Source organism: Ferrovibrio sp., assembly GCF_035304305.1.
Lineage (GTDB): Bacteria > Pseudomonadota > Alphaproteobacteria > Ferrovibrionales > Ferrovibrionaceae > Ferrovibrio.
The window spans coordinates 25,641-51,955 of sequence record NZ_DATGQG010000111.1 but is presented as its reverse complement, the minus strand read 5'-3'; the positions used below and the strand labels follow the sequence as shown (position 1 = coordinate 51,955).

The window sequence follows — 26,315 nt, the reverse complement described above, 5'->3', positions numbered from 1 at the left end:
ACATGGAAACCCTGCTCAATGTCTCGCTGCCGTTTTTCGGGCTGATCTTCACCGGCTATGCCGCGGGACGCTCGAAGCTGATCACGGCGCAGGCCTATCTCGGCCTCAATGCCTTCGTGATCTGGTTCGCGCTGCCGGCAATGCTGTTCGTGAAGATGTCCTCGGCGCCGGTTCTGGAGGCTTTCGACCCGAAATTCGTCGCGGTCTACGGCGCCGGCGGCGTGCTGGTCTACGGCATCGTGCTGATATCGAGCCGGCTGCTGTTCTCCGGCCTGAACTGGGGCGAGCGGGCGGTGCAGGGCATGGGCGCCGCCTTCGGCAATGTCGGCTATATGGGCCTGCCCATCCTGGTCGCCCTGTTCGGCGATGCCGCCGTGCTGCCCGCCGTGCTGGTCATCGTCTTCGACCATATCGTGCTGATCCCGCTGACCACGGCGATCATCGAGGGCTCCGGCGGCGGCAATGCCTCATGGCTCGCCATTTTCCGCCGGGTCGCCTGGGGCATGGCGCGCAATCCGCTGATCATCTCGACTTTCGCCGGTCTGCTCTGGGGCCTCACCGGCCTGAGCCTGCCGGTGCCGGTGGAGGCGCTGCTGAAACTGCTGTCGGATTCCGCCGCGCCCTGCGCGCTGTTCGGCCTCGGGCTGACGCTGGTCGGCCGGCCGCTGTCGGAGGGGATCGAGCAGGTCAGCCTGACGACCATCGGCAAGCTGGCACTGCATCCGCTGCTGGTCTGGATGTTCGCCCATCTCCTGAAGCTCGATCCCTTTCTCACCGCGGTGGCGGTGATCCAGGCCTCGATGCCGACGGCGGCGAATGTCTATATCCTGGCGACGCAGCAGAATGTCTTTGTCGAGCGCACCTCCAGCACCATCCTGGTGACGACCCTGATCGCCACCGTCACTGTTTCCGCCTTCATGGTGCTGTTCACGGCCTACTAGGTCCGGTAGCCGGGATCCTTCGCATCCAGCATGCGCAGCAGGCCGGCCCAGGCCAGGCCGCTGACATCGATTTTCATGCCGCGCACCTGCTGCTTGACGGTGTCCTGAACCTCCGGCGGCGGCATGTGCATCGGCCGGCCGCCGGCCAGCGCGCGCACCTGTGCCTGGCAGGCGCGTTCCAGCAGGTGGATGTTGAGGAAGGCCTGCGCCACGGTGCGGCCGCAGGCCAGCGTGCCGTGATTGCGCAGGATCATCAGGTTGTTCTGGCCGAGGTCCCGCACCAGCCGCTCGCGTTCGTCGAGATTGAGCGCGATGCCTTCGAAGTCGTGGTAGCTGAGATTGCTCAGCGCCACCATGGCGGTCTGGCTCAGGGGCAGCAGGCCCTCGGCCTGCGCCGAGACGGCGATGCCGTCGCCGGTATGCAGGTGCAGCACGCAGCCGACATCCCGGCGGGCGGCATGCACGGCGGAATGGATGGTGAAGCCGGCCGGATTGATGATCTGGTCGGTCTCCGAGACGATGTTGCCGTCCAGATCGACCTTCACCAGCGAGGAGGCCGTGATCTCATGGAACATCCAGCCGTAGGGATTGATCAGGAAATGCTCCTCCGGCCCCGGCACGCGGGCGGAGATATGGGTGAAGATCAGGTCATCCCAGCCGTAATGGGCGACAAGGCGGTAGGCCGCGGCAAGGTCGACGCGGGTCTGCCATTCCTCGGCCGAGACGGTGGAGCGGATGTCGGAAACGGCTTTCAGCGCGGGCTGGCTCATGGCTGCCTTGCTCACCGGCCGGAATTGTTGCGGCGGATTTCGCGCATGCTGCGGACGAAGTCGAAGAGCAGCAGGGCGAGAACGAAGATCATGACGGCGACCAGCGGCGGGGCCGGCACCCAGAAGATGTAGACGCCGAGAAAGCCGCAGAGCAGCGCGATGCCGATCAGGCCCGTAATCAGATTGGATTTGAACATGCGCGCGCTCCTTCAGCTCAGGTCCAGTTTCGCGAGCCAGCTGGCGGTGCGCAGCAGCCGGGCATCGTCGCCGCGGATGCTGACCAGCTGCACGCCGATGGGCAGGCCTCTTTCGCCCTGCAGCAGCGGGATGGTAACCGCCGGCAGGCCGCAATGGGTCCACAGGGTGCAGAAGACCGGGCTGCCGGTGGTTGCCCTGGGCGGCGCCACCCCGGGGGCTGCCGGCGTGATGATCGCGTCATAGGCGAAGAGGATGTCTTCCAGCAGGCTGTTCAGGGCCGGGATGGAGGCGATTGCCCGCGCATAGTCGAAGGCACCATGCTCCCTGCGGCCGCGTTCGATCATGGCGCGCAGCACCGGGCTGATCTGGTCGGGCGCGGCGTCGTATTCCGCCCGCAGGTTCACCGCCAGGTCCGTTTCCATGATGACGCGGTGCAGCTCGATCGCCTCGGCGTAGCGCTCCGAAAGATCGAGGCGCTCGATATGCACGCCGGGCACCTCCTTCACCGCCTCGAACAGTTCCTCGAAGGCGGCCTGCGTTTCCGGCTCGGCCTGGTCCCAGACCGGGGAGGGCACGAAGGCGAGCCGCGGCGGCACGGGCGGCGCGGATTGCGCGGCAGCGAGCAGCGGCGGCGGCGCGACCGGTCTGGTATCGGGGTCGGCGGGATCGAAGCCGATCATGCATTCGGCGATGAGGGCGGCATCCTCGACCGAGCGGGCGAAGACGCCGACATGGTCCAGGGTGCGCGACAGCGTCAGCGCGCCGTGGCGGGAAATCAGCCCGAAGCTCGGCTTGTAGCCGACGATGCCGCAGAAGGAGGCCGGCCGGATCACCGAGCCGTTGGTCTGGCTGCCGATGGCAAGCGGCACCATGCCGGCCGCCACTGCGGCGGCCGAGCCGCTGGACGAACCGCCCGGCGTGCGGCTCGGGTCATGGGGATTGGCCGTCTTGCCGGGATTGTAGACGGCGAACTCGGTGGTCACCGTCTTGCCCATGATGATGGCTCCCGCCTGGCGCAGCCGGGCCACGGCGGTGGCGTCCCGGCGCGGGGTGCGGCCGGCATGCAGCGGGGAGCCGTCTTCCGTCGGCATGTCATGGGTGTCGAAGATGTCCTTCACGCCGACCGGCACGCCATGCAGCGGGCCCTGCGGCCGGCCGGCCCGGTGGGCGTCGTCGGCCATTTCCGCCTGCATCAGGGCATGCTCGCGCCGGAGGAAGGTCCAGGCGCCGACGGTCTCCTCCTGCCGCTCGATGCTGGCGAGGCAGGCCTCGGTCAGCTCTTTCGATGTGATGCGGCCGGCGGCGATTGCCGCAGCCGCATCCTTGGCCGACATCCATTCCAGAGCGTTACTGGTCATCACGTCACTCGTCATTCCGTTCTCACCGGGGCGTATAGAGATAGTCCGGCAGCCACATCACGATCTCGGGGAAGACATAGACCGTGACCATAGACAGGAAGACCAGTCCGACAAACGGCAGTGAGCCGGAGAAGATCTCCGTGAGTTTCACATGCGGCGGCGCCACGCCCTTCAGATAATAGGCGGCCATTGCCATAGGCGGCGTGTTGAACGAGGTCTGGATATTCAGCGCCACCAGGATGCCGAAGAACAGGGGGTCGATCTCGAACGCCTTCAGCAGCGGCAGGAAGATCGGAACGAAGATGATGACGATCTCGCTCCACTCCAGCGGCCAGCCCAGCAGGAAGATGATGATCTGCGTCAGGATCAGGAACTCGATCGGTGACAGGTTCAGGCTGAGAATGAAATGCTCGACCACCGAATGGCCGCCCAGATAGGAGAACGACGCGGAGAAAATCCAGGAGCCGATGAAGAGGTAGCAGACCATCGCGGTCGCGCGGGCGGTGAGATAAACCGCCTCCTTGATGCGCTCGAAGGTGAGCTGGCGATAGGCCGCGGCCAGGATGATGCTGCCGAGTGCGCCGATCGCGGCGGCTTCCGACGGCGTGGCCAGTCCGAACAGGATGGCGCCCAGCACCGCCAGAATCAGGCCTGCCAGGGGCAGGAAGGAGGTCAGCAGCGCCCAGAGAACCTTGCCAAGCGGAACTTCGGTCATCTCCCTGGGGAGTTTCGGCGTCCATTGCGGCTTGATCGTCGCCAGGATGATCACATACACGACATACAGGCCGGCGAGCAGAAAGCCCGGGAAGATGGCCGCGGCATAGAGTTTCACCGCCGACACGCCCGCTGCCGCCGAGTAGACGATCAGGAGAATGGACGGCGGGATCAGGATGCCGAGGCAGCCGCCGGCGCAGACCACGCCGGCCGCAAGGCTGGTATTGTATCCGGCGCGCAGCATGGCCGGAAATGCCAGCAGGCCCATCAGCGTGACCACGGCGCCGACGATGCCGGTTGCCGTGGCGAACAGCGCGCAGGTTATCAGGGTCGCAACGGCCAGCGAGCCGGGTACATTCTTGGCCGCAACCTGGATCGAGTGGAACAGGCGGTCGAGGATGTTCGATCGCTCGACCAGATAGCCCATGAACAGGAACAGGGGCACGGCGGTGAGCACGTCGCTGGACGTGACCTCGAACGTCTTCTGCACCAGAAGGCTGAAGACGCGGTTGTCGAATATGTTGTCGAGCTGGTTCGGCCCCGCATAGGCGTAGTAACCAAAGCCCACGCCCATGGCCATCAGCGTGAATGCGATCGGGAATCCGAGCAGCACGATGATGATGAACAGAGACAGCATCAGAATGCCAACCTGCGGATCGGTCATAACTCAGGCCCCCCTGCCTGAAGCGGCGGCCTTTTCGGCCTGTTCGCGCTGGAATTTCTGCTCCGCAAGGATCGCGGTTTCCATTTCCTCGACGTCATGCAGCCGCTGCGGCCACGCGCCGGTGCGGATGCAGACGATGCAGCGGATCACGTCGGCGATGCCCTGGAAGAAGAGCAGCACGCCGGTGACCGGGATCAGTGCCTTGAGCGGGAAGACCGGAACGCCGGCGGGACTGAAGATGCTGAGCTCCTTGAACATCACCGAGAGCCTGGCGAAGTTCCAGCCGGCCCAGATGAAGGCGAGAACCGCCGGAAAGAAGAAAATGATATAGAGAATAAGATCGACCGTGGCCTGCACCTTCGGCGGCCAGAGGCGGTAGAATATGTCCGCGCGGACATGGCCGTTCCGGGACAGGGTATAGGCGCCGGCCATCAGGAAGAGCGCGCCATAGGTGATGTAGCTCATGTCGAAGGCCCAGGTGGTGGGCGCGTTGAGCAGGTAGCGCATGAAGACTTCGTAGCTGACGCCAAGCGTCAGTACGAGGATCAGCCAGCCGAAGCATTTGCCGACCCAGGCGCTGAGCAGGTCGATGAAAAGCAGGAGGCGAGTCATTTTCTGTCACCCGAACGCAAAAGGCGGACCATCACAAGAGGGCGGCACCTGACGATGCCGCCCTCCAGTACAACTCAAGGCCGGAACAAACCGGTTCAGCCTTCCATCTTCCCGAAATGGTGCTCATAGGCCGTCACGTAATCGGCCGCGTTCATGGTTTCGTAGTAGACCACGCGCTTGGCCCAGGCCTTCTGCGACTCCATGACCTTTTTCATGTACGGATCCTTGCCGAGCTGCTCGATCAGCACGTCCCAGGCCTTGATCTGTGCCTCGAACACATCCTTCGGAGTGCGCAGAACGTTGACCTTGTCCTTCTCCTTCAGCTCCTGGAGGTCCTTGGAGTAGAGGTCCATGGCGTACCAGTAGTTCGACGAGGAGGCAGCCTCGGCGGCATACTGCAGGATCGCCTGGTGCTCCTTCGGCAGGGAGTTGAACTTCTGCTTGTTGAACATGATTTCGAAATACTCGGTCGCCTGGTGATAGCTGCCGAGCATGTAGTTCTTGGCGACGTTCTGCGCCCCGAAGCGACGGTCCGCCGTCGGATTGTTGTACTCGAAGGCATCGATGACGCCGCGTTCCATGGCCGGCACGATCTCGCCGCCCGGGATCTGCGCCACTGCCGCGCCCATGACCTGCATCAGGTCAGCCGCGAGGCCGACCGTGCGGTATTTCAGGCCCTTCATGTCGGCCGCGCTGCGCACCGGCTTCTTGAACCAGCCGAGCGGCTGGGTCGGCATCGGCATGGAGAAGAAGCTGACGATGTTGAGCTTCAGGATGTCGTCGATCAGCTCCTTGTAGAGCTCCTTGCCGCCGCCATAGTAGATCCAGCCCAGGCCCTGTTCGGCGTTGAAGCCGAAGACCGGGCCGGTGCCGAACAGCGAGGCTGCCTTGTGCTTGCCGTACCAGTAGACCGGCACGGTATGGGTGGCATCGATGACGCCGTTATGCACCGCGTCCTGCACGCTGAACGGATGCACCACGGCACCGCCGAGCAGGTAGTCGATCTTCAGCCGGTTGCCGGCCATCTCGTTGACCCGCTGCACATACTGCTGCGCCATGTCGGAGAAGGGGTCGGCCGCAACCCAGGAGCTCTGCAGCTTCAGGGTGACGGTCTGCGCGCGCGAAACATTGGGCATCGCGACGGTGCCGGCCGCGGCTGCGGCTGCCAGGCCGCCGGCCTTCAGGAACTTGCGGCGTGATTGTTTTACAGCGCCTTCGGTTTTGGTGATGTTGGTCTTCATGCATTCCTCCCGGTGTTCGTGTTCGTTGGTAAGCGACACGGACCGCCAGAAAGACGTCTGGACGGTCTACCACTCCAGCACCAGTCCGCATGGGTGACCGGCATCGGCCTGTCCTGCGGTTGGGCTTTGGAACTCGCACTCGGGAGGCGAAGTCTTTTTGTTGGGGCGCAGCCTATGTCGCGTTTCCCCGTGCGGTCAACGGGATTTGACGCAGACTGACGAAAGACACAGCCATGCTGCGGCGCAACACATGACTGCATAAGACCGTAGATATAAAGAGAGCCGATCGGGGGATCGGCTCTCTTCGACGGTGTACGATACTGCGGGGAAACCGGTCAGGCGGCGTAGAAGGCCTTGCCCTGGTCGGCCATTTCGCGCAGCAGCTTCGGCGGCGTGAAGCGGGCGCCGTATTTCTGCGCCAGCGCATCGCATTCCGCCACAAACGGCTTCACGCCGACGGTATCGATGTTGCTGACCGTGCCGCCGCGGAAGGGCGGGAAGCCCCAACCCATGATCGAGCCGACATCGGCATCACGCACGTCAATGACGACCTTCTCCTCCAGGCAGCGCGCGGTCTCGACCGACTGGATGTAGATCAGCCGCTTGATCACGTCTGCGAGAGCGGGCTGCTCGGCTTCGGGCTTGACCGGGAAATGCCTGGCCAGCTCCGGCCACAGGCGCTTCTTGCCGTCGGCGGGATACTCGTAGAAGCCCTTGCCGGCCTTCTTGCCGATGCGGCCGAGTTTCTCGACCATGGTCTGCAGCACCGGTTCGGACCCGTCCGCCTTGTAGGCGTCGCCGAGATCCTTCTTCGTCTGGGTGCGGACGCGGTGCATCAGCTCCAGCGAGACCTCGTCGGCCAGCGCCAGCGGTCCGACCGGCATGCCGGCGGCCTTGCCGGCATTCTCGATGATGGCCGGGTTGACGCCCTCGGCCAGCATGGTCAGGCCCTCGGTGACGTAGGTGGCAAACACGCGGCTGGTGTAGAAGCCGCGGCTGTCGTTCACCACGATCGGCGTCTTGCGGATCTTCTTCACGAAGTCCATGGCCCGGGCAAGCGTCTCGTCCGAGGTCTGCTTGCCGCGGATGATCTCGACCAGCGGCATCTTGTCGACCGGCGAGAAGAAATGCAGGCCGATGAAGTTGGCCGGGCGGCTGCTCGCCTCGGCCAGGCCGGTAATCGGCAGGGTCGAGGTGTTTGAGGCGAAGATGGCGGTCGGCTCCAGCTGGGCTTCGGCCTTTTTCGTCACGTCGGCCTTGATGGCCCGATCCTCGAACACCGCCTCGATCACCAGTTCGCAGCCCTTCAGGTCGTCATACGACGTGGTGGGCTTGATCAGGGCCAGCTGCTTCTCCTTGTCGGCCTCGGTGGCCCGCTTGGCCTTGATCCGCTTGTCGAGCAGGCCGGCGGTATAGGCCTTGCCCTTCTCGGCGGCCTCCTGGGTGGAATCCAGCAGCACGACCTGCAGGCCGGCCGAGGAGGCGGCCCAGGCGATGCCCGCGCCCATCATGCCGGCGCCGAGGATGCCGACCTTGGTGTAGGTCTGGGTCGGCACGTTCTTCGGTCGGTTGGCCAGCTTGTTCGCCTCGCCGATCGAGAAGAACAGCGAGCGGATCATGTTGCGCGCTTCCTTCGACTGGGTGCAGGCGACGAAATACCGGCTTTCGATCTTCAGGCCGGTATCTATATCGACCAGCGTTCCCTCGTAGACGCAGGACATGATGTACTGGGCATTGGGGTAGTTGCCGTAGGTCTTGGCGCGCAGCATGGCATTGCCGGCGGTGAAGACCTGCGCGCCGCGCGGCGTGTTGGCTGCTTCCGGCACGCGGAAACCCTTCTGGTCCCAGGGCTTCACGTGGCTGTTCTGGCCGTCGCCCAGAACCCATTCATGGGCGCGCTTGAGCAGGTCGGCGGGGGAGACCACTTCGTCCACCATGCCGATCGCCAGCGCCGCCTTCGGGTCCATCTTCTTGCCCTCAAGCAGCAGCGGCAGGGCCTTGGACACGCCGATCAGGCGGGGCAGGCGCTGCGTGCCGCCGGCGCCGGGCAGCAGCCCGATGGTGGCTTCCGGCAGGCCGATCAGCGCCTTCGGATTGTCGGCGGCGATGCGGCGATGGCAGGCAAGGCAGATCTCATAGCCGCCGCCCAGCGCCGTGCCATTGATGGCGGCGACGAAGGGCTTGCCGGCCTTCTCGATGTCGCGGAACAGCTTCTGCAGCTTGAAGGAATTCTGCAGGGCCCTGGCGGCGTCGGCGCTTTCCTTCAGCAGGTTCACCAGATCGGCGCCGGCGACGAAGTCGTTCTTCGCCGAGGTGACGATCACGCCCTTGACGGCCTTGTCGCCGATCGCCTTGTAGACGGCATCACTGAAAGCCGCGAGGCTCTCGCCGTTCATGACATTCATCGGCCGTTCGGCCATGTTCCAGACGATGGACGCAACGCCGGCGCTGTCGACGGAATAGTCGATCATAGGTCTTCCTCTCCAGATTCTTCCGTGGCGCTTCAGACGCGCTCGATGATGGTGGCGGTGCCCATGCCGGCGCCGACGCAGAGCGTGACGAGCGCCGTGCTCTTGCCGGTGCGCTCCAGCTCGTCGACCATGGTGCCGAGGATCATCGCGCCGGTGGCGCCCAGCGGATGGCCCAGCGCAATGGCGCCGCCATTCACGTTGATCTTGTCATGCGGGATGTTCAGCACCTGCATGAAACGCAGCACGACCGAGGCGAAGGCCTCGTTCAGCTCCCAGAGATCGATGTCGGACGGCTGCATGCCGGCGATCTTCAGCGCCTTTTCGGCGGCGAAGCTGGGGCCGGTCAGCATGATGGTCGGCTCCGAGCCGATCGAGGCGAAGCTGCGGATGCGGGCGCGCGGCTTCAGGCCGGCCTTGATGCCGGCTTCCTTGCTGCCGATCAGCACGGCGGCGGCGCCGTCCACGATGCCCGAGGAATTGCCGGCATGGTGGACATGCTCGATCCGCTCGACCTCCGGGTAGCGCTGGGTGGCCACGGAATCGAAGCCGAACTGCTCGCCCAGACTGACGAAAGAGGGTTCCAGCGAGGCCAGCGTCTGCATCGTGGTATCCGGGCGCATATGCTCGTCCCGGTCCAGGATGGTCAGGCCGTTGATGTCCTTCACCGGCACGATGGACTTGGCGAAGCGGCCTTCATCCCAGGAGCGCTTGGCGCGCTTCTGGCTCTCGACGGCATAGGCGTCCACGTCGGCGCGGCTGAAGCCGTATTTGGTGGCGATCAGGTCGGCCGAGATGCCCTGCGGCACGAAATAGGTGGGCAGCGCAACGGCCGGGTCGGTTGCCCAGGCGCCGCCGTCCGAACCCATCGGCACGCGGCTCATGCTTTCCACGCCGCCGCCGATCGCCATCTGCGACTGGCCCGACATGACCTGGGCTGCGGCCATGTTGCAGGCCTCCAGGCCCGAGGCGCAGAAGCGGTTGATCTGCACGCCGGCGGTCGTCTCGGCATAGCCGGCCTGGATCACGGCGACGCGGGCGATGTCGGAACCCTGCTCACCGACCGGCATGACGCAGCCCAGCACCACATCGTCGACCAGCGAAGTGTCCAGCTCGTTGCGGTCGCGCACGGTCTCCAGAACCGTGGTGGCCAGCCGCATCGGAGTGACTTCATGCAGCGCGCCGCTGGCGCGACCCTTGCCGCGCGGGGTGCGGACCGCATCGTAAATGAAGGCTTCGGTCATTGTTTTCTCTCCCTCAGCATCGGTTGACTCTCAAGGCATGAACTGGGTCACAGCGTGCGGCTGATCAACTCCTTCATGATCTCGTTGGTGCCGCCGTAGATGCGCTGCACGCGGGCATCGGCATAGGCGCGGGTGATCGGGTATTCCCACATGAAGCCGTAGCCGCCGAACAGCTGCAGGCAGCGGTCGAGGATCTTGCACTGCAGGTCGCTGCACCAGTATTTCGCCATTGCCGCGGTGGCGGCATCCAGCTTGCGCTCGGCGACCAGTTCGATGCATTTGTCCACGAAAACCCGGGCAATCTGGGTTTCGGTCTTCATCTCGGCCAGCTCGAACTTGGTGTTCTGGAAATCCAGCACCGACTTGCCGAAGGCCTTGCGCTCGCGGGTGTAGTCGATGGTCCAGTTCAGCGCGGCCTCGCAGCCGGCCACCGCCATGATGGCGATCTGCAGGCGCTCCCAGGCCAGTTCCTGCATCAGGTAGAAGAAGCCCTGGCCTTCGCCGCCCAGCATGTTCTCGGGGGGCACGCGGACATCGGCGAAGAACAGCTCGGAGGTGTCCTGCGCCTTCATGCCAAGCTTGTCGAGATTGCGTCCCTTGGTGAAGCCCTCGCGGCCGGCCTCGACCAGGAACAGTGTCGTGCCCTTGGCGCCCTGCTTGGGGTCGGTCTTGGTCACCACGATCACAAGGTCGGCGTTCTGGCCGTTGGTGATGAAGGTCTTCTGGCCGTTGATGACGTATTCGTTGCCGTCCCGGATGGCCGTGGTCTTCACCGCCTGCAGGTCGGAGCCACCGCTCGGCTCGGTCATGGCGATGGCGCCGATCACCTCGCCGGTCGCCATCCTGGGCAACCATTTCTTCTTCTGCTCTTCCGAGCCATAGGCGAGGATGTAGGGCGCGACGATATCGGAGTGGAGCGAGAAGCCGGGGCCGGAGCAGCCGGTATAGGCCTGCTCTTCCATCAGGATCGCCGAATAGCGGCGGTCAACGCCCGAGCCGCCGTATTCCTCCGGCATGGTGGCGCAGAGGAAGCCCGCTTCGCCCGCCTTGCGCCAGACCTCGCGCGGCACGATGCCTTCCTCTTCCCATTTCTGGTGATAGGGGACGACCTCGCGCTCGAAGAACTTGCGCGCCGCCTCGCGGAACATCTGGTGGTCATCGTTATAGATGCTGCGCGGGATGCCGTATTCGGTCATTCTCTGGTTTCCTCCACTAGACTCAAGGGAAGCCGTGCACTGCACGGCGTGACGGTCAGAAATTGGCGGCCTTCAACATCATCATGCTTTCGCCGCCGGCCTGGATCTTGGCCAGCTGCGCCGCCGTGTCGGGCAGCATGCGCTCCATGAAGAAGCGGGCGGTGACCAGCTTGGTTTCGTAAAACTCCCTGTCCTCCGCGCCTTCGGCCAGCTTCTGCCTCGCGACCTGGGCCATGCGGGCCCACATGAAGCCGAGCGCCACCAGCGCGAACATGTTGAGGTAGTCCCACGAGGCCGCGCCGGCTTCGTCCGGGTTCTTCAGGCCGCGCTCGCTGATCACCGCGGTGGCGGTCTGGAAGCGGGCGAAGGCCTTGGCCAGCGGCATGACGTAGTCCTTGCCGATATCCGGGTTCATCATGTTCTCTTCGATGAACTGTGATACCGGATGGAAGAAGCGGCGTGCCAGCCGGCCAATGCCGGTCGGCAGCTTGCGGCCGACGAGGTCAAGCGCCTGGATACCGTTGGCGCCCTCGTAGATCATGGCGATGCGGGCGTCGCGCACGAACTGCTCCATGCCCCACTCGGCGATGTAGCCGTGGCCGCCATAGACCTGCTGCGCCATGGTGGTGCACTGGTAGCCGAAATCGGTCATGTAGGCCTTCACCATCGGGGTGAGGAAGGCCACGAGATCGTCGGCTTCCTGGCGGCGCTGCTCGTCGGGATGCTTGGCCGCGATGTCGAGTTCGATGCCGGTCCACAGCGCCAGCGCGCGGGCGCCTTCGGTGAACGCCTTGATGGTCATCAGCATGCGCCGGATGTCCGGATGCACGATGATCGGATCGGCCGGCTTGTCCGGGTTCTTGGCGCCCGAGATCGAGCGGCCCTGCAGGCGGTCATTGGCGTAGGTGAGGGCATTCTGGTAGGCGACTTCGGCCTGGGCGAGGCCCTGCACGCCGACGCCGAGGCGGGCGGCATTCATCATCACGAACATCGCCTGCATGCCCTTGTGCTTCTGGCCGACCAGCCAGCCCTTGGCCTGGTCGTAGTTCAGTACGCAGGTGGAGTTGCCGTGGATGCCCATCTTGTGCTCGATCGAACCGCAGGTGACGCCGTTGCGGGCGCCGAGGCTGCCGTCCGGATTGACCAGGAATTTCGGCACCAGGAAGAGGCTGACGCCCTTGATGCCCTCCGGGCCGCCCGGGATCTTGGCCAGCACGAGATGGATGATGTTTTCGGCCAGGTCATGCTCGCCGGCGGAGATGAAGATCTTGGTGCCGGTGATCAGGTAGCTGCCGTCGTCCTGCGGCTCGGCCTTGGTGCGCATCAGGCCCAGATCCGTGCCGCAATGGGGCTCGGTCAGGTTCATGGTGCCGGTCCATTTGCCCGACGCCATGTTCGGCAGATACATGTTCTTCTGCTCTTCCGAGCCGTGGCGCAGCAGCGCCTCGTAGGCGCCGTGGGTCAGGCCGGGATACATGGCAAAGGCCATGTTGGCGGCCGACTGGATCTCGGCCATGGCGATGCCCAGCACATGGGGCAGGCCCTGGCCGCCGTACTTCGTTTCCGCGGTCAGGCCGCCCCATCCGGCCTCGCAATACTGCTGGTAGGCTTCCTTGAAGCCCGGCGGGGTGGTGACCACGCCGTTGTCCCACTTGCAGCCATGCTTGTCGCCGACCTGGTTCAGCGGCGCCAGCACCTCGCTCATGAACTTGCCGCCTTCTTCCAGCACGGCATCGATCACGTCGCGGGTGGCGTCGGTGAAGCCGAGCTGGTTGCTCAGCTTCTCCACCTGCAGCAGGTCGTGCAGGACGAACTGGAAATCCTTGACGGGCGCGGTATAGCTCGGCATCGCACTCTCTCCGTAATCAGTTCCGCATTGCTCAGTTACGCAGGGGCTTGCCCTTGGTGAGCATATGCTCGATGCGGTCCAGCGTGGCGCTGGTCTTGATCAGCGACATGAAATTCTCGCGCTCGAGTTCCAGCAGCTTCTTCTCTGTGACCACCTCGGTGATGTCGGTCTTGCCGCCCGACACCACGTTGGCGAGCGCCATCGAGACGACGACGTCGTGCCTGGTCGCCTTGCCCTGCTGGTGGAAGCCCTGCACCGCGAGTTCCATGGCGGCCTTGGCCGACGGTCCCGGCAGGCTGATCTCGACCGGCACCGGCGGCTTGTAATCCTTCGCCAGTTCCAGCGCGCGCTTCTTGGCATCGGCCAGCAGGCGGCGGCGATTCATGGTGATGCCGTCGCTGTCGCGCAGGATCAGCATGTCGCGCGCTTCCATGGCGGACGTCGCCACCTTGGCCGTCGAGATCGCCTCGAAGACCTGCGCCAGCGCGGGCATCGGGCCGCCCGGGCGCTTCCTGTTGGTAATCGCGCGGGTGACCAACTCCTTGCAGCCGCCCCAGCCCGGGATCACGCCGACACCAACCTCGACGAGGCCCATATAGCTCTCCGCATGGGCCTGGATGGCCGAGGAATGCATCGCCAGCTCGCAGCCGCCCCCAAGCGCCATGCCGGCCACGGCCGCCACGACGGGGAAGGGTGCGTATTTCAGCTTCATGTAGGCATCCTGGCCTTCCGAGATGCCCTGCTCGATGGCCGGCCACATGGCGATGTTGGCCTGGAAGAGCGCGATGCCGACATTGGCGCCGACCGAGAAATTGTCGGAGTCGCTGCCGATGATCAGCGCCTTGAAACCCTTCTTGTCGATCTTCGCCGCTTCCTTGACCATGGCGATGATGTCGGCATCCACCGCATTCATCTTGGTGTGAAGCTCGAGGCAGGCGACGCCGTCGCCGACATCCCAGATGCTGGCGCCCTTGTTCGACAGGATCGGCTGCTTGCCGCGCTTGATGTCGGCCAGCGTCCAGGCATCGGGCTCGACCGCGATCTCGGCGTAGTCGCCCTGCGGCGTCAGCCGGTAGGCCTTGCCGTTCTCTTCCTTGTAAAAGGGCCGGCCGGCGGCGATCTCGACCATCTTCGGCACCGGCATGCCCGACGCCTTCAGCTTCTCGGCGAACCAGCCCGTGCCGAGCTGGTCGATCTGCTGGTAGGGGCCGTATTTCCAGGCGTAGCCGGTCTTCATCGCGGTATCGACCGCGGCGATGTCGTCGACGATCTCCGGCACCAGATCGGCGGCGTAGGATAGCACGCGGCTCAGCACGCCCCAGGCATACTGGCCGCCCTTGTCGGGATGCTCGACGAGAGCGCGCAGACCTTTCTTCGCCGCCTTGGCGGACTCGAGACTGGCACGCTGGGTGGGGCGGTATTCGCCGGTCTTCAGGTCCAGTGCTTCCTTGCCCCTGGCGCGGTAGAAGCCGCCCTTGCCCTTGCGGCCGGTATAGCCGTCCTTGATCATCTTCTGCATCAGGGCGTTCAGCGGATGGTCCGCCCGGTAGAACTGATGCAGCGGATCGGTCTTCGGCAGCGTCTTGAGCATCGAGCCGACCACATAGGGGCCAAGGTCGATGCCGGTCAGGTCGGCGAGGCCGAAGATGCCGGTCTTGGGCACGCCCATCGGCTTGCCGACGATGCTGTCGGCTTCCTCGACGGTCAGGCCGAGGTCATAGGCCAGCGCGGTGGCGACCGTGGACCAGTAGATGCCAATGCGGTTGGCGATAAAGCCCGGGCGGTCCTTGCAGTCGACCACCTCCTTGCCGAGCTTCACGTCGCCGAAGCGGCGCAGGGATTCGATCACCTCCGGCCGGGTCTTCGGACCCTTCACCAGCTCCAGCAGGCGCATGTAGCGCGGCGGATTGAAGAAGTGCGTGACGGCAAAATCGGCCGCGAAGGAATCCGGCAGGCCTTCGGTCAGCAGGTCGAGTGGAATCGTCGAGGTGTTGGAGGTGACGATCGAGCCTTTCTTCCGCTTCTGCTCCAGCGTGGCATAGAGCTTCCGCTTCAGCTCGACATTCTCGATGATCGCCTCGCAGATCCAGTCCACGTCGGCGAGCTTGTCGAGATCGTCTTCCAGATTGCCCGGGGTGACCAGCCTGGCCACCTTCGGATGCATGAAGGGCGCCGGCTTGGTCTTCAGCATCTTCTCGATGGCGGTCTTCGCCAGCACGCTGCGGTCGTTTGCGCCCTCCGGCACGATGTCCAGCAGGACCACCGGGATGCCGGCATTGGCGACATGGGCGGCAATGCCCGAGCCCATCACGCCGGCGCCGATCACCGCGACTTTCTTGATCTCGCTCATGGTCACAGAACTCCGACGCTGATCAGACGGCCTCGAGGACGGTGGCGATACCCTGACCGCCGCCGATGCACTGGGTGGCAAGCGCGAACTGCTTGCCTTCCCGCTTCAGCAGCGCGGCCGCCTTGCCGGTGATGCGCGCGCCGGTGGCGCCCATCGGATGGCCCAGCGCGATGGCGCCACCGTCGAGGTTGACCTTCGCCATGTCGTATCTGGCTTCCGCCACGCAGGCGAGCGCCTGGGCGGCAAAGGCCTCGTTCAGCTCGATGATGTCGATGTCCTTCAGCGACAGGCCGGCGCGCTCAAGCGCCTTCCTGGTCGCCGGCACCGGGCCGATACCCATGATCTCCGGCGCGCAGCCGGCGACGGCGATCGACTTGATGCGGGCCAGCGGCTTCAGGCCGTGCGCCTTGGCGAAATCCTCCGAGCAGACCAGCGTGGCCGAGGCGCCGTCGGTGAGCGGCGAGGAGGTGCCGGCGGTGACGGTGCCGTTCTGGTCGAAGGCGGGCTGCAGGCCGGCCAGCGCTTCGGCGCTGGTGTCCGGACGGATGCAGCCGTCAAGCTCGACGCGGTTGTTGCCGTCGACGATCGGCACGATCTCATCCTTCAGCCGGCCTTCCTTCTGGGCCGCGGTCGCCTTGGCATGGCTCTCGACCGCCATCTGCTCCTGCGCCTTGCGGTCGATGTTGTACTTCTTCGCCAGGTTCTCGGCGGTGATGCCCATCGAGACATAGGCCTGCGGGTAGTCCTGCAGCAGCTTCGGGTTCGGCAGGGTGTTGAAGCCGCCCATCGGCACGCGGGTCATGCTCTCGACGCCGGCGCAGATGAAGACTTCGCCGGCATTCATCTGGATGGCGCCGGCGGCCTGGTGGATGCTCTGCATGGACGAGCCGCAGAAGCGGTTCACCGTGGTGGCGGCGGCATCCTGCGGGATGCCGGCCAGAAAGCTGATCAGGCGCGCGACGTTGAGGCCCTGCTCGCCCTCGGGGAAGGCGCAGCCGACGATGACATCCTCGATGGCCTTGGGATCGATACCGGTGCGCTCGATCAGCGCCTTCACCACCTGCGCGGCCATGTCATCGGGACGGACCTTTGCGAGGGCGCCCTTGCGGGCCAGCGTGAACGGCGAGCGGGCATAACCGGCGATCACCACATTGCGCATCTTGAACACTCCTTCGGAACGGACGGATGGATTGGGTCCGCCGGCCGTCGGCCGGCCGGCGGAGGACGGGGGTGTTTATTCGGCGACGTTGGCCAGCTGCTGGGGCTGTTGCTGCTGCGACAGGCCCTGCACGTATTCCTTGAACGAGATCGCGGCGCCGCGCTCCCGCGCCAGCTTGAGGAAGTCATCGAGGATGCGGACGTCCTGCTTCAGCTGGTTGATGGCGTCCTCGATGTCCTGACGCTGGGTCTCGAGCGCTGCCAGGCGCTCGCGCGAGCGCTTCAGGGTCACGGTCAGTTGTTCGATGCGGTTGTCGCCGACATCGTAGAGATCGATCATCTCGCGGATTTCGGACAGGCTGAAGCCGAGCCGTTTGCCGCGCAGGATCAGCTGCAGCCGGGCGCGGTCGCGCTTGGCATAGACCCGCATCATGCCGTTGCGGGTCGGATGCAGCAGGCCCTTGTCCTCATAGAACCGGATGGCGCGCGCAGTGACTTTGAACTCATGCGCCAGGTCTGTGATCGTATAGGTCTTTTCCGACACGGCAGGCCCTCCCACGCTGGTCCTGTTTTCGATATCGGCAGGGAGTCTTAGTTTACGTTTACGTAAACGTCAAATTGATTCTGGGCGCTGTGGATTTTCCGGAATTTAGCTTGGAAATCCGGGCTTTAGAGGCGTACACTGACCGTGCGAGCTGTGGAGGAGGCGGCAATGTCCGACAATCGGATTTCCAACTATGCCGATTTCTGGCCTTATTACCTGCGGGAGCACGGCAAGCCGGCGACCCGGGCCTGGCACTACCTCGGGACCACGCTGGCAATCGCCTGCCTGGTCGCCCTGATTCTCACCGGCGACTGGCGCTGGCTGCTCGCGGGTCTGGTGGCGGGCTATGGTCCGGCCTGGATCGCCCATTTCTTCGTGGAGAAAAACCGGCCGGCCACCTTCCGCTACCCCTTCTGGTCGCTGTTTTCCGATTTCCGTATGTATTTCAGTTTTTTGAGCGGGAATCTCGGCCGCGAGCTGGAGCGCGCCGGGGTGCGGTCCGACAGCGGGGAGACGGCAGCGGCAGCCAAGTAGACCGATTACGCAAACGCAATAAATCCCGTGTCACTCTAGGCTTCCCTCGCGTACCGGACCCCCCAGCAGAATGCCGATTTACCTGCCCATCGCTGAGTTGTCGGTCAATCTCTGGCTGCTGCTCGGGCTGGGCGGGGCGGTCGGCTACCTGTCCGGTCTGTTCGGTGTCGGCGGCGGCTTCCTGCTGACCCCGCTGCTCATCTTCATCGGCATCCCGCCGCCGGTCGCGGTCGCGACCTCCGCCAATCAGGTCGTCGCCTCCAGCGTGTCGGCGGTCTACGCCCATTGGCGCAAGAACAACGTCGATTTCAAGATGGGGCTGGTGCTGCTGGTGGGCGGTCTGCTCGGCTCGAGCTTCGGGGCCTACCTCTTCAGCGTGCTCAAGCGGCTCGGCCAGCTCGATACCGTCATCGCGCTGTCCTACGTGCTGATCCTCGGCATCATCGGCACCATGATGATGGCCGAAAGCCTGAAGGCGCTGTTCGGCAAACCCAACGCCGCCCAGCCGGTCGGCCGCCGCAAGCGGCTGCACGACCATCCGCTCATTCGCGCGCTGCCCTTCAAGATGCGGTTCCGCCGCTCGCAGCTATACATCAGCGTGCTGCTGCCGGTGATGCTCGGCTTCGTCGTCGGCATCCTGGCCGCCATCATGGGTGTCGGCGCCGGTTTCATGCTGGTGCCGGCGATGATCTACCTGCTCGGCATGCCGACCGCCGTGGTGGTCGGCACCTCGCTGTTCCAGATCATCTTTGTCACCGCGAACGTGACGATGCTGCATGCGGTGACGACGCAGACGGTGGATGTGACGCTTGCGCTGATCCTGCTGATCGGCTCGGTGATCGGTGCGCAGTACGGCGTGCGCCATGGTGCCCGGCTGCGCGGCGAGCAGATCCGCGGCCTGCTGGCCGCGCTGGTGCTGACCGTCGCCATCGCGCTGGCCTTCGAACTGGTCTGGCCTCCCGCCGACCCCTATTTCCTCGAAACGGGGATGCAGCCATGAAGGCGGCGCTGCTCCTTGTCATCCTGGTCTGCGGTCTGGCCGTCGGCGAAGCCGCGGCGCAGGCGACGCGCAACGCGCCGCGCGGTCCGGCGCCGGCCGATGCACCGCTGATCACCGACCTGTCCTCGCATCTGATCGCCATCACCTCCAGCTTCACTGGTACGGAACTGCTGCTGTTCGGCGCCATCGACGAGCCGGGCGACATCATCGTCGTGGTGCGCGGTCCGGTCAGCAATGCGGTGGTGCGCCGCAAGGGGCGGACGCTCGGCCTGTGGCTGACCGAACGCTCGGTCAGCTTCGACGGCGTGCCCGGCTACTACGCGGTGGTCAGCAACAAGCCGCTCGAGGAGATCGCGCCGGAACCGCTGCTGCAGCGGCTGCAGATCGGCACCGACAATCTGCGTTTCCGCCATCTGGGTGGCGAACCGCCGCCCGACATGGCCGATTTCCGCCGTGCGATCATCCGGCAGAAGATCCGCGAAGGCCTGTATCACGAGGCGGTGGACGCCATCGATTTTCTTGGCCCCAAGCTGTTCCGCACGGAACTGAGTTTCCCGTCCACGGTGCCGGTCGGTACTTACCGTGCGGAAATCTACCTGATCCGCAACGACCGCATCGTGGCGGCGCAGTCGACGCCGCTGTTCATCGACAAGCATGGCATCGAGCAGCAGGTCTTCGACTTTTCGCGGCAGGAGCCCGGCGTCTACGGCATGGTGGCGGTGCTGCTCGCCGTCCTCGCCGGCTGGGCCGCCGCCATTGCCTTCCGCAAGCGTTGAGGCGGCCGGCTTTTCGATGCAATCGAGTTGTGCCACCTTGGCCGCAGACCGATCGGAAGAGTGAATCATGGACCAGGAAACGCTTGAGCAGACCCGTCTGACCCTGCGCCGCTTCATCCGCGAGCGGCTTGTCCCGCTGGAGCAGCAGATTGCCGAGGAAGACCGGATCCCCGACGAGATCCGCAAGGCCTTCGCCGAGATGGGCCTGTTCGGTATTTCGATCCCCGAGGAGTATGGCGGCCTCGGCCTCGATCTCGCGGAGGAGATCGAGCTGGTCTTCGAACTGGGCTGGACCTCGCCGGCCTTCCGCAGCCTGTTCGGCACCAATGTCGGCATCGGCAGCCAGGGCATCCTGATCGACGGCACGCCGGAGCAGAAGCAGACCTGGCTGCCGCGGCTGGCCAGCGGCGAGGTGATTGCCTCCTTCGCGCTCACCGAGCCGGATGCGGGTTCGGATGCGGCTTCGATCCGCACCCGCGCCGAGCGCCAGGGCGACCACTATGTCATCAACGGCACCAAGCGCTACATCACCAATGCGCCGCATGCCGGCATCTTCACGCTGATGGCGCGCACCGATCCGAATACGAAGGGGGCCGGTGGCGTCACGGCCTTCATCGTCGAGGCGAAGACGCCCGGCATCACGATCGGCAAGCCGGACCGGAAGATGGGACAGCGCGGCGCGCATACCGCCGACGTGATCTTCGACAATGTGAAGGTGCCGGCCGCCAATATCATCGGTGGGCGTGAGGGGCAGGGCTTCAAGACCGCGATGAAGGTGCTGGACCGCGGCCGGCTGCATATCTCGGCCATGTGCGTCGGCGCGGCGGAGCGGCTGATCCATGAGGCTCTTGGCTTCGCCCGTGAACGCAAGCAGTTCGGCCAGGCGATCGCCGAGTTCCAGCTGGTGCAGGCCATGCTGGCCGACAGCCGCACGGAAGCCTACGCCGCACGCAGCATGATCCGCGACGCGGCAAGACGCTATGTCGCCGGCGAGAATGTGTCGATGGAAGCGGCCTGCTGCAAATATTTCGCCTCCGAGATGGTCGGGCGGGTGGCCGACCGCGCGGTACAGATCCACGGCGGTGCCGGCTATATGCAGGAATACGCGGTGGAACGCTTCTACCGTGATGTCCGGCTGTTCCGTCTCTATGAAGGCACCAGCCAGATCCAGCAACTGGTCATCGCCCGCAACATGCTGCGCCAGGCCGAGGGCTGATCATGCCCGAGGACGGCGTAGTAAAGGACAGCGCGCGCACGGCAATCCTGATCCTTGTCCTGTGCTTTCTACTCAACGCGCTGTCGCGCGGAGTCGGCGAGAGCTTTGCGACCTTTTTGCTGGCGCTCACCGAGGAATTCCAGGCGGATCGTGCCGATGTCGCGGCGATCTATTCGCTGCAGATGATGCTGGCCGGCTGCGCCGCGCCGCTGGCCGGCTACTGCTTCGACCGTTTCGGTCCCCTGAGGCTGTATATCGGCGGCCTCGTCCTGCTGATCGGTGGGTTGCTGGCGGCCTCCTTCGCCGGCCAGCTGTGGCAGCTCTACCTTTTCATCGGGATTGGCGTCGGCGCCTCCGCCGCCTCGCTCGGGAATGCGCCGCATTCGGCGCTGGTCGCACGCTGGTTCGACGGCGCCCAGCTTTCCCGCGCCATGAGCGTGGTCTACGCCGCCCTGGGAATCGGCTCGCTGCTGATGGTGCCGCTGGCGCAGTTCGCCATCGAGACCTGGGGATGGCGAAACGCCTATCTCGTCCTGGCAGGGGCGGCGGTGCTGGTCACCCCGGCCCTGCTTCTGATCCCCTGGCCGCAGGCGCAGGCCGGCCGCATCGTCGTGCCGCCGCCGGCGCCGCGCCTCGATGGCGGTGTCGATGAAGGCTGGACGCTTGGCCAGGCGCTGCGCAATCCGGCCTTCTGGGGACTCGCCTCGGTCTTCTTCTTCACCGGGGCAGGCATGTTCTCGGTGATGGTGCAGGCCGTGGCCTATCTGGTCGAACTCGGCTACGCGCCGCTGCAGGCTGCCTCGATCTACGGCTTCGTCGGTGTTCTGACCCCGCTGGGCATCGTTGGGTTCGCCTGGGCGGACGGACGGATCGGCCGGCATCCCTCGGCGGCGATTTCCTATCTCTTCAGCCTCGGCGGTCTGGCCTCGCTCTGGGCCCTGAAGCTCTGGCAGGGACCGGTGCTGCTGGCGGCCTTCGTGCTGCTCGTCGGCCTGTCCTTCGGTGCCCGCGGGCCGATGGTGGGCGCGACGGCAGCCCGCATCTTCCAGGGGCGCAGATTCGGCATGATCTTCGGCACCATCATGGTGGGTTCCGGCCTGGGGGTGGCGCTCGGGACCTTCGCCGGCGCCAAGCTGCACGACCTGACCGGCGGCTACACGGCCGTGTTCCTGTTCTCCGGCTTCTGCGTCATCATGGGTGCCCTGCCTTTCTGGACCTACCGCACGCTGCGGGCCCATGGGCCGTAGGGGCTTGCGCCGCTGCAATCGGCGCATCCGGACGGGTTGAAAGGAAGGTCGGAATCCCTATCATTTCCCGCAGCTTCCCAGACCTGACTGCCCCAGAAAGGACGCCCGATGACCAAATTCGGCCAGGCCCAGCCGGTTCGCCGCGTCGAAGACCAGCGTTTCATCACAGGCAAGGGGCGTTACACCGACGATATCTCGCTCCCCGGCCAGGCTTACGGCGTGATGCTGCGCTCGCCGCATGCGCATGCCAAGATCGTGAAGATCGACACCACGGCGGCCCAGGCGGCGCCGGGCGTTCTGGCCGTCTACACGGTCGCCGATCTGAAGGCTGCCGGCATCGGCGATCTGCCCTGCACCATTCCGCTGAAAAACCGTGACGGTTCGATGCGCGCCGATCCGCCGCGTCCCGCACTGGCCGATGGCATGGTGCGTCATGTCGGCGACCCGGTCGCCTTCGTGGTGGCGGAAACCACCGCCCAGGCGCGCGACGCCGCCGAGCTGATCGAAATCGACTACGATCCGATGCCGGCCGCGGCCGATTTCAGGACCGCGACGGATCCGGGGCAGCCGCAGATCTGGCCGCAGGTGCCGAACAACCGTGCCTTCGACTGGGAAGTGGGCGACAAGGCCAAGGCCGATGCGCTGTTCGCCTCGGCGGCGAAGGTCGTGAAGCTGACGCTGGAGAACAACCGCGTCGTCGTCGCCTCGATGGAGGCGCGCGTCTCGCTGGCGGCCTTCGACAAGGACAGCGGCCGCTTCACGCTCTATGTGCCGACCCAGGGCGTGTGGGTGCAGAAGAAGCTGCTGGCCAAGATCTTCAACCTGCCGGAGGAGAAATTCCTCGTCAGGACCGACGATGTCGGCGGCGGCTTCGGCATGAAGATCTTCATCTATCCCGAACAGGTGATGACGCTGTTCGCCGCCCGCGCACTGGGCCGTCCGGTGAAATGGACGTCGGAGCGCGGCGAGGCCTTCCTGACCGATACCCATGGCCGCGCCAATCTCACCCATGCCGAGCTGGCGCTGGACAAGGACAACAACTTCCTCGCGCTGCGCACCCACAACATCGCCGATATGGGCGCCTATCTCTCCACCTATGCGCCGATGATTCCGACTATGGCGGGCACCAAGGTGCTGTCCTCGGTCTACCGGTTCCAGGCAGTCCATGCGCGGGTGGAGGGCATCTTCACCAACACCGTGCCGGTGGATGCCTATCGCGGCGCCGGGCGTCCGGAATCCAACTATGTGATGGAGCGGCTGATCGACACCGCGGCGCGTGAGCTGAAGATCGATCCGTCCGAACTGCGGCGCAGGAACTACATCCCGCCCAACGCCTTCCCATGGACCAGCGCCATGGGCCTGACCTACGATTCCGGCGAGTTCGAGAACACGGCGGATACCGCGCTGAAGGCGATCGACTGGGCCGGCTTCCCGGCGCGCCGGGCCGAGGCCCGCAAGCGTGGCAAGCGCCGCGGCATCGGTATGGCCTATTATCTCGAGGCGACCGGCGGCGCGCCGACCGAGCGCGCGGAAATCCGCTTCGCCGAAGACGGCTTCGTCGACGTCTATGTCGGCACGCAGTCGACGGGCCAGGGTCACGAGACCGCCTACAGCCAGATCGTCGCCGAGCAGCTTGGCGTCGACTTCGACCGCATCCGCATTCGCCAGGGCGACTCGGATGCGATTCCGACCGGCGGCGGCACCGGCGGTGCGCGGTCGCTGTATTCGGAAGGCGGCGCGATCCTGAAGGCGAAGGATGCCATCATCGAGAAGGGCAAGGCGGTGGCCGCCGAGATGCTGGAAACGGCGCAGGGCGACATCGAATTCGCCGCCGGCCGCTTCGTCGTCGCCGGGACCGACCGCGGCGCCGGCATCATGGAGGTGGCGGAGGAAGCCCGCCGCCGCTCCGGCGCGAAGCCGGGCGAAGCGGGCGGCCTCGACACCGCCGCCGACTGGCAGGTGCAGGCGATCACCTTCCCGAATGGCTGCCATGTCTGCGAGATCGAGGTGGACGAGGCGACCGGCGTCGCCGAAGTCGTGCGCTATGTCGTGGCCGACGATATGGGCCGGGTGATCAATCCCACCATCGTGAAGGGCCAGATCCATGGCGGCGTGGTGCAGGGCATCGGGCAGGCGCTGTACGAGCGCGTCGTCTATGACGAGGACGGCCAGCTGCTGACTGGCAGCTTCACCGACTACTGCATGCCGCGGGCCGATCACTTCCCCGATATCGAGGTGATCCTCTGCGAGGTGCCGTGCAAGACCAATCCGCTCGGCGTCAAGGGCGCCGGCGAGGCGGGCGCGGTCGGCTCGGCGCCGGCGACGATCAATGCGCTGGTCGACGCGCTGTCCGATCTCGGCGTCACCCATATCGACATGCCGGCGACGCCGCAGAAGATCTGGCAGATCCTGCAATCGGCCCAGGCGCAGGCGGCGGAATAGCCGCCCGCCGGACTCAGGCTGCCGAGCAGTGGATCGGCAGCCTGTTCAGCCCGCGCACCACGATCGAATCGCTCCAGTCCGGCGCGCCGGCGAGGCCGATCTCCTTCAGCCGGTCCAGCAGGATCGGGAAGGCGATCTGGGCTTCGAGCCGGGCCAGCGGCGCGCCGAGGCAGAAATGGATGCCGAAGCCGAAGGTCAGGTGCCGGTTGTCCCGGCGCGCGATGTCGAAGGCGTCCGGGTTCTCGAATGCCTCCGGGTCGCGGTTGGCGGCAGCCAGCATCTGGAAGACCCGGTCGCCCTTACGCATGACCCTGCCGCCGAGCTCGTAATCGTCGGCCAGGATCCGCACCTGCGCCAGAGACGGCCCGTCCCAGCGCAGCATTTCCTCCACCGCGGCTGAAACCGCCTTTTCATCCTCGGCATTGTCCTTCAGCGCGAGCAGCTGATCCGGATGCCGCAGCAGCGCCAGCAGGCCGTTGCCCAGCAGGTGGGTCGTCGTCTCGTGGCCGGCGAAGAGCAGCAGCACGCAGGCGGCCACCAGCTCGTCGCGGCTGAGAAAATCGCCGCGCTCCCCGGCGGCCGTGAGGGCCGAGGCGACGTCGTCTGCCGGCTGCCGGCGGCGCGCTTCGACGAGGTCACCGAAATAGGCATTCATCTCCCGGATTGCCGTATTGGCCCGGGTGTATTTGTCGGGCGACAGCCGCGAGGTCAGCACGAAGCTGCCGAGATCGTCCGACCATTGCTTGAGCCGGTCGACATCCGCGCGCGGCACGCCAAGCATGGCGGCGATCACGCCGGCGGGCAGGGGGTAGGCGAAATGCCGGATGAAATCCGTCTCGCCCCGCTCCAGCAGGCCGTCGACCAGTTCATGGACGAGCTCGGCGATACGCGGCCGGAGTGCCGCCACCGCGGAGGAGGTAAAAGCCTTGTTCATCAGTCCGCGCAGGCGGGTATGGTCCGGCGGGTCGTTAAACACGGCCCAGAGCGCCATATGCTCGCCGAGATCGCGCAGCTCCCTGCGGGCATCCTCGGGCAGGTGGGAGAAGAAGGGGCGCATCCGGTCCGAGGACAGGCGCGGATCGCGCAGCGAGCGGCGGATATCGTCGTAGCGGGTCAGCATCCAGCCGCCGAGCCGGTCGCTCCAGTGGACCGGGTCATGGTCGCGGAGCGCCCGCAGAGCCGGGTAGGGATCGGCGATCACCGCGGCGCTGCGCGCGTCGAAATAGACCATCATGGGCGTTTCCCTGCGCTTTTTGCTATCCTGTCGCCGCAAGGGTCGGGCGGCAAGCAAAGAGGTTGGAATGTCCCGCGAATATCCCGAACAGCCGCTGATCGGCCTCGGCGCCATCGTGTGGAAGGACGGCAAAGTGCTGATGGTGCAGCGCGGCCGCCCGCCGCGGCAGGGCATCTGGAGCCTGCCCGGCGGCCTGCAGCTGCTTGGCGAGACGGTCGCCGAGGGTATCCGGCGCGAGATCCGCGAGGAAACCGGGGTGGAGATCGAGCTGCTCGGGCTGGTCGAGGTGGTCGATTCGGTGCAGCGGGATGCGGCCGGCCGGGTGCTGTACCACTACACCATCGTCGACTATGCCGCCCGCTGGGTATCCGGCGAGGCGGTGGCCGGGGATGACGCCGCCGCCGTGGCCTGGGTCGACCCGGCCGAACTGCACCGGCTGGATACCTGGAACGAAACCCTGCGGGTGATCGAAAAATCCCGCGCCTGCCTGCCCTGACCGGCGGGCCGGTCGTTTCCGCCGCCCCGTTCCTGTGCTTAAGTAGGCCTTGGGCGCTTGTTA

General features: G+C 65.4%; 22 protein-coding genes. 8 read left to right on the top strand and 14 right to left on the bottom strand.

Features of this window, described 5'->3' with window-relative positions:
- Positions 1-2: 2 nt before the first annotated feature.
- Positions 3-941: an AEC family transporter gene (locus tag VKZ87_RS12900; RefSeq protein ID WP_324221667.1), complete on the top strand. Its 939-nt coding sequence runs from the start codon at positions 3-5 to the stop codon at positions 939-941.
- On the opposite strand, the gene VKZ87_RS12895 is transcribed toward VKZ87_RS12900, so the two are convergent.
- From VKZ87_RS12895 to VKZ87_RS12835, 13 genes are all read right to left on the bottom strand, one after another.
- Positions 938-1,711 (bottom strand): class II aldolase/adducin family protein, encoded by a 774-nt coding sequence (locus tag VKZ87_RS12895; protein WP_324221666.1) that lies wholly within the window; start codon positions 1,709-1,711, stop codon positions 938-940. The genes VKZ87_RS12900 and VKZ87_RS12895 overlap by 4 nt on opposite strands.
- Before the next feature lie 11 nt (positions 1,712-1,722).
- Positions 1,723-1,908: a hypothetical protein gene (locus VKZ87_RS12890; RefSeq protein WP_324221665.1), complete on the bottom strand. Its 186-nt coding sequence runs from the start codon at positions 1,906-1,908 to the stop codon at positions 1,723-1,725.
- 12 nt (positions 1,909-1,920) lie between these two features.
- Positions 1,921-3,267: an amidase gene (locus VKZ87_RS12885; RefSeq protein ID WP_324221664.1), complete on the bottom strand. Its 1,347-nt coding sequence runs from the start codon at positions 3,265-3,267 to the stop codon at positions 1,921-1,923.
- A 22-nt stretch (positions 3,268-3,289) separates the two neighbouring features.
- Positions 3,290-4,645, bottom strand: coding sequence for a TRAP transporter large permease subunit (locus VKZ87_RS12880; protein WP_324221663.1), 1,356 nt, complete (start codon positions 4,643-4,645; stop codon positions 3,290-3,292).
- A gap of 3 nt (positions 4,646-4,648) precedes the next feature.
- Complete coding sequence (locus tag VKZ87_RS12875) at positions 4,649-5,257, bottom strand: TRAP transporter small permease subunit (RefSeq protein ID WP_324221662.1); 609 nt, start codon at positions 5,255-5,257, stop codon at positions 4,649-4,651.
- Between the two features lie 95 nt (positions 5,258-5,352).
- On the bottom strand, positions 5,353-6,498 hold the full coding sequence (locus VKZ87_RS12870; protein WP_324221661.1) for a TRAP transporter substrate-binding protein: 1,146 nt from the start codon (positions 6,496-6,498) through the stop codon (positions 5,353-5,355).
- A 335-nt stretch (positions 6,499-6,833) separates the two neighbouring features.
- A complete protein-coding gene (locus VKZ87_RS12865; RefSeq protein WP_324221660.1) occupies positions 6,834-8,969 on the bottom strand; it encodes a 3-hydroxyacyl-CoA dehydrogenase NAD-binding domain-containing protein in 2,136 nt (711 codons plus the stop codon).
- 32 nt (positions 8,970-9,001) lie between these two features.
- Positions 9,002-10,210: an acetyl-CoA C-acetyltransferase gene (locus VKZ87_RS12860; protein ID WP_324221659.1), complete on the bottom strand. Its 1,209-nt coding sequence runs from the start codon at positions 10,208-10,210 to the stop codon at positions 9,002-9,004.
- A 47-nt stretch (positions 10,211-10,257) separates the two neighbouring features.
- Complete coding sequence (locus VKZ87_RS12855) at positions 10,258-11,406, bottom strand: acyl-CoA dehydrogenase family protein (RefSeq protein WP_324221658.1); 1,149 nt, start codon at positions 11,404-11,406, stop codon at positions 10,258-10,260.
- Positions 11,407-11,461: 55 nt separating this feature from the next.
- Entirely contained in the window at positions 11,462-13,255 is a 1,794-nt protein-coding gene (locus VKZ87_RS12850; RefSeq protein ID WP_324221657.1) for an acyl-CoA dehydrogenase C-terminal domain-containing protein, read from the bottom strand.
- Positions 13,256-13,286: 31 nt separating this feature from the next.
- Complete coding sequence (locus VKZ87_RS12845; RefSeq protein WP_324221656.1) at positions 13,287-15,605, bottom strand: 3-hydroxyacyl-CoA dehydrogenase/enoyl-CoA hydratase family protein; 2,319 nt, start codon at positions 15,603-15,605, stop codon at positions 13,287-13,289.
- A 22-nt stretch (positions 15,606-15,627) separates the two neighbouring features.
- Complete coding sequence (locus tag VKZ87_RS12840; RefSeq protein ID WP_324221655.1) at positions 15,628-16,764, bottom strand: thiolase family protein; 1,137 nt, start codon at positions 16,762-16,764, stop codon at positions 15,628-15,630.
- A gap of 75 nt (positions 16,765-16,839) precedes the next feature.
- Positions 16,840-17,307, bottom strand: a complete 468-nt coding sequence (locus VKZ87_RS12835) for a MerR family DNA-binding transcriptional regulator (RefSeq protein ID WP_324221654.1) — start codon at positions 17,305-17,307, stop codon at positions 16,840-16,842.
- Positions 17,308-17,475: 168 nt separating this feature from the next.
- Between VKZ87_RS12835 and VKZ87_RS12830 the strand changes: the two genes are divergently transcribed.
- The 6 genes from VKZ87_RS12830 (at position 17,476) to VKZ87_RS12805 (ending at position 24,522) form a co-directional block, all read left to right on the top strand.
- Positions 17,476-17,841: a DUF962 domain-containing protein gene (locus VKZ87_RS12830; protein ID WP_324221653.1), complete on the top strand. Its 366-nt coding sequence runs from the start codon at positions 17,476-17,478 to the stop codon at positions 17,839-17,841.
- 70 nt (positions 17,842-17,911) lie between these two features.
- The gene (locus VKZ87_RS12825; RefSeq protein WP_324221652.1) at positions 17,912-18,841 is read left to right on the top strand and encodes a sulfite exporter TauE/SafE family protein; all 930 of its coding nucleotides are present in this window, start codon (positions 17,912-17,914) and stop codon (positions 18,839-18,841) included.
- Positions 18,838-19,617 (top strand): TIGR02186 family protein, encoded by a 780-nt coding sequence (locus VKZ87_RS12820; protein WP_324221651.1) that lies wholly within the window; start codon positions 18,838-18,840, stop codon positions 19,615-19,617. The genes VKZ87_RS12825 and VKZ87_RS12820 overlap by 4 nt, the downstream gene beginning before the upstream one ends.
- A 67-nt stretch (positions 19,618-19,684) precedes the next feature.
- On the top strand, positions 19,685-20,833 hold the full coding sequence (locus VKZ87_RS12815) for an acyl-CoA dehydrogenase family protein (RefSeq protein ID WP_324221650.1): 1,149 nt from the start codon (positions 19,685-19,687) through the stop codon (positions 20,831-20,833).
- Positions 20,834-20,835: 2 nt separating this feature from the next.
- Positions 20,836-22,080, top strand: coding sequence for an MFS transporter (locus VKZ87_RS12810; protein WP_324221649.1), 1,245 nt, complete (start codon positions 20,836-20,838; stop codon positions 22,078-22,080).
- Positions 22,081-22,188: 108 nt separating this feature from the next.
- Positions 22,189-24,522: a xanthine dehydrogenase family protein molybdopterin-binding subunit gene (locus VKZ87_RS12805; RefSeq protein WP_324221648.1), complete on the top strand. Its 2,334-nt coding sequence runs from the start codon at positions 22,189-22,191 to the stop codon at positions 24,520-24,522.
- A 13-nt stretch (positions 24,523-24,535) separates the two neighbouring features.
- On the opposite strand, the gene VKZ87_RS12800 is transcribed toward VKZ87_RS12805, so the two are convergent.
- On the bottom strand, positions 24,536-25,756 hold the full coding sequence (locus VKZ87_RS12800) for a cytochrome P450 (protein WP_324221647.1): 1,221 nt from the start codon (positions 25,754-25,756) through the stop codon (positions 24,536-24,538).
- 67 nt (positions 25,757-25,823) lie between these two features.
- On the opposite strand from VKZ87_RS12800, the gene VKZ87_RS12795 reads away from it, so the two are divergent.
- Complete coding sequence (locus VKZ87_RS12795; RefSeq protein WP_324221646.1) at positions 25,824-26,252, top strand: NUDIX hydrolase; 429 nt, start codon at positions 25,824-25,826, stop codon at positions 26,250-26,252.
- Positions 26,253-26,315 lie beyond the last annotated feature (63 nt).

Coding starts and splice junctions, on each gene's coding strand:
- VKZ87_RS12900 (WP_324221667.1), top strand. CDS start 3: ATGGAAACCCTGCTCAATGTCTCGCTGCCGTTTTTCGGGCTGATCTTC.
- VKZ87_RS12895 (WP_324221666.1), bottom strand. CDS start 1,711: ATGAGCCAGCCCGCGCTGAAAGCCGTTTCCGACATCCGCTCCACCGTC.
- VKZ87_RS12890 (WP_324221665.1), bottom strand. CDS start 1,908: ATGTTCAAATCCAATCTGATTACGGGCCTGATCGGCATCGCGCTGCTC.
- VKZ87_RS12885 (WP_324221664.1), bottom strand. CDS start 3,267: ATGACCAGTAACGCTCTGGAATGGATGTCGGCCAAGGATGCGGCTGCG.
- VKZ87_RS12880 (WP_324221663.1), bottom strand. CDS start 4,645: ATGACCGATCCGCAGGTTGGCATTCTGATGCTGTCTCTGTTCATCATC.
- VKZ87_RS12875 (WP_324221662.1), bottom strand. CDS start 5,257: ATGACTCGCCTCCTGCTTTTCATCGACCTGCTCAGCGCCTGGGTCGGC.
- VKZ87_RS12870 (WP_324221661.1), bottom strand. CDS start 6,498: ATGAAGACCAACATCACCAAAACCGAAGGCGCTGTAAAACAATCACGC.
- VKZ87_RS12865 (WP_324221660.1), bottom strand. CDS start 8,969: ATGATCGACTATTCCGTCGACAGCGCCGGCGTTGCGTCCATCGTCTGG.
- VKZ87_RS12860 (WP_324221659.1), bottom strand. CDS start 10,210: ATGACCGAAGCCTTCATTTACGATGCGGTCCGCACCCCGCGCGGCAAG.
- VKZ87_RS12855 (WP_324221658.1), bottom strand. CDS start 11,406: ATGACCGAATACGGCATCCCGCGCAGCATCTATAACGATGACCACCAG.
- VKZ87_RS12850 (WP_324221657.1), bottom strand. CDS start 13,255: ATGCCGAGCTATACCGCGCCCGTCAAGGATTTCCAGTTCGTCCTGCAC.
- VKZ87_RS12845 (WP_324221656.1), bottom strand. CDS start 15,605: ATGAGCGAGATCAAGAAAGTCGCGGTGATCGGCGCCGGCGTGATGGGC.
- VKZ87_RS12840 (WP_324221655.1), bottom strand. CDS start 16,764: ATGCGCAATGTGGTGATCGCCGGTTATGCCCGCTCGCCGTTCACGCTG.
- VKZ87_RS12830 (WP_324221653.1), top strand. CDS start 17,476: ATGTCCGACAATCGGATTTCCAACTATGCCGATTTCTGGCCTTATTAC.
- VKZ87_RS12825 (WP_324221652.1), top strand. CDS start 17,912: ATGCCGATTTACCTGCCCATCGCTGAGTTGTCGGTCAATCTCTGGCTG.
- VKZ87_RS12820 (WP_324221651.1), top strand. CDS start 18,838: ATGAAGGCGGCGCTGCTCCTTGTCATCCTGGTCTGCGGTCTGGCCGTC.
- VKZ87_RS12815 (WP_324221650.1), top strand. CDS start 19,685: ATGGACCAGGAAACGCTTGAGCAGACCCGTCTGACCCTGCGCCGCTTC.
- VKZ87_RS12810 (WP_324221649.1), top strand. CDS start 20,836: ATGCCCGAGGACGGCGTAGTAAAGGACAGCGCGCGCACGGCAATCCTG.
- VKZ87_RS12805 (WP_324221648.1), top strand. CDS start 22,189: ATGACCAAATTCGGCCAGGCCCAGCCGGTTCGCCGCGTCGAAGACCAG.
- VKZ87_RS12800 (WP_324221647.1), bottom strand. CDS start 25,756: ATGATGGTCTATTTCGACGCGCGCAGCGCCGCGGTGATCGCCGATCCC.
- VKZ87_RS12795 (WP_324221646.1), top strand. CDS start 25,824: ATGTCCCGCGAATATCCCGAACAGCCGCTGATCGGCCTCGGCGCCATC.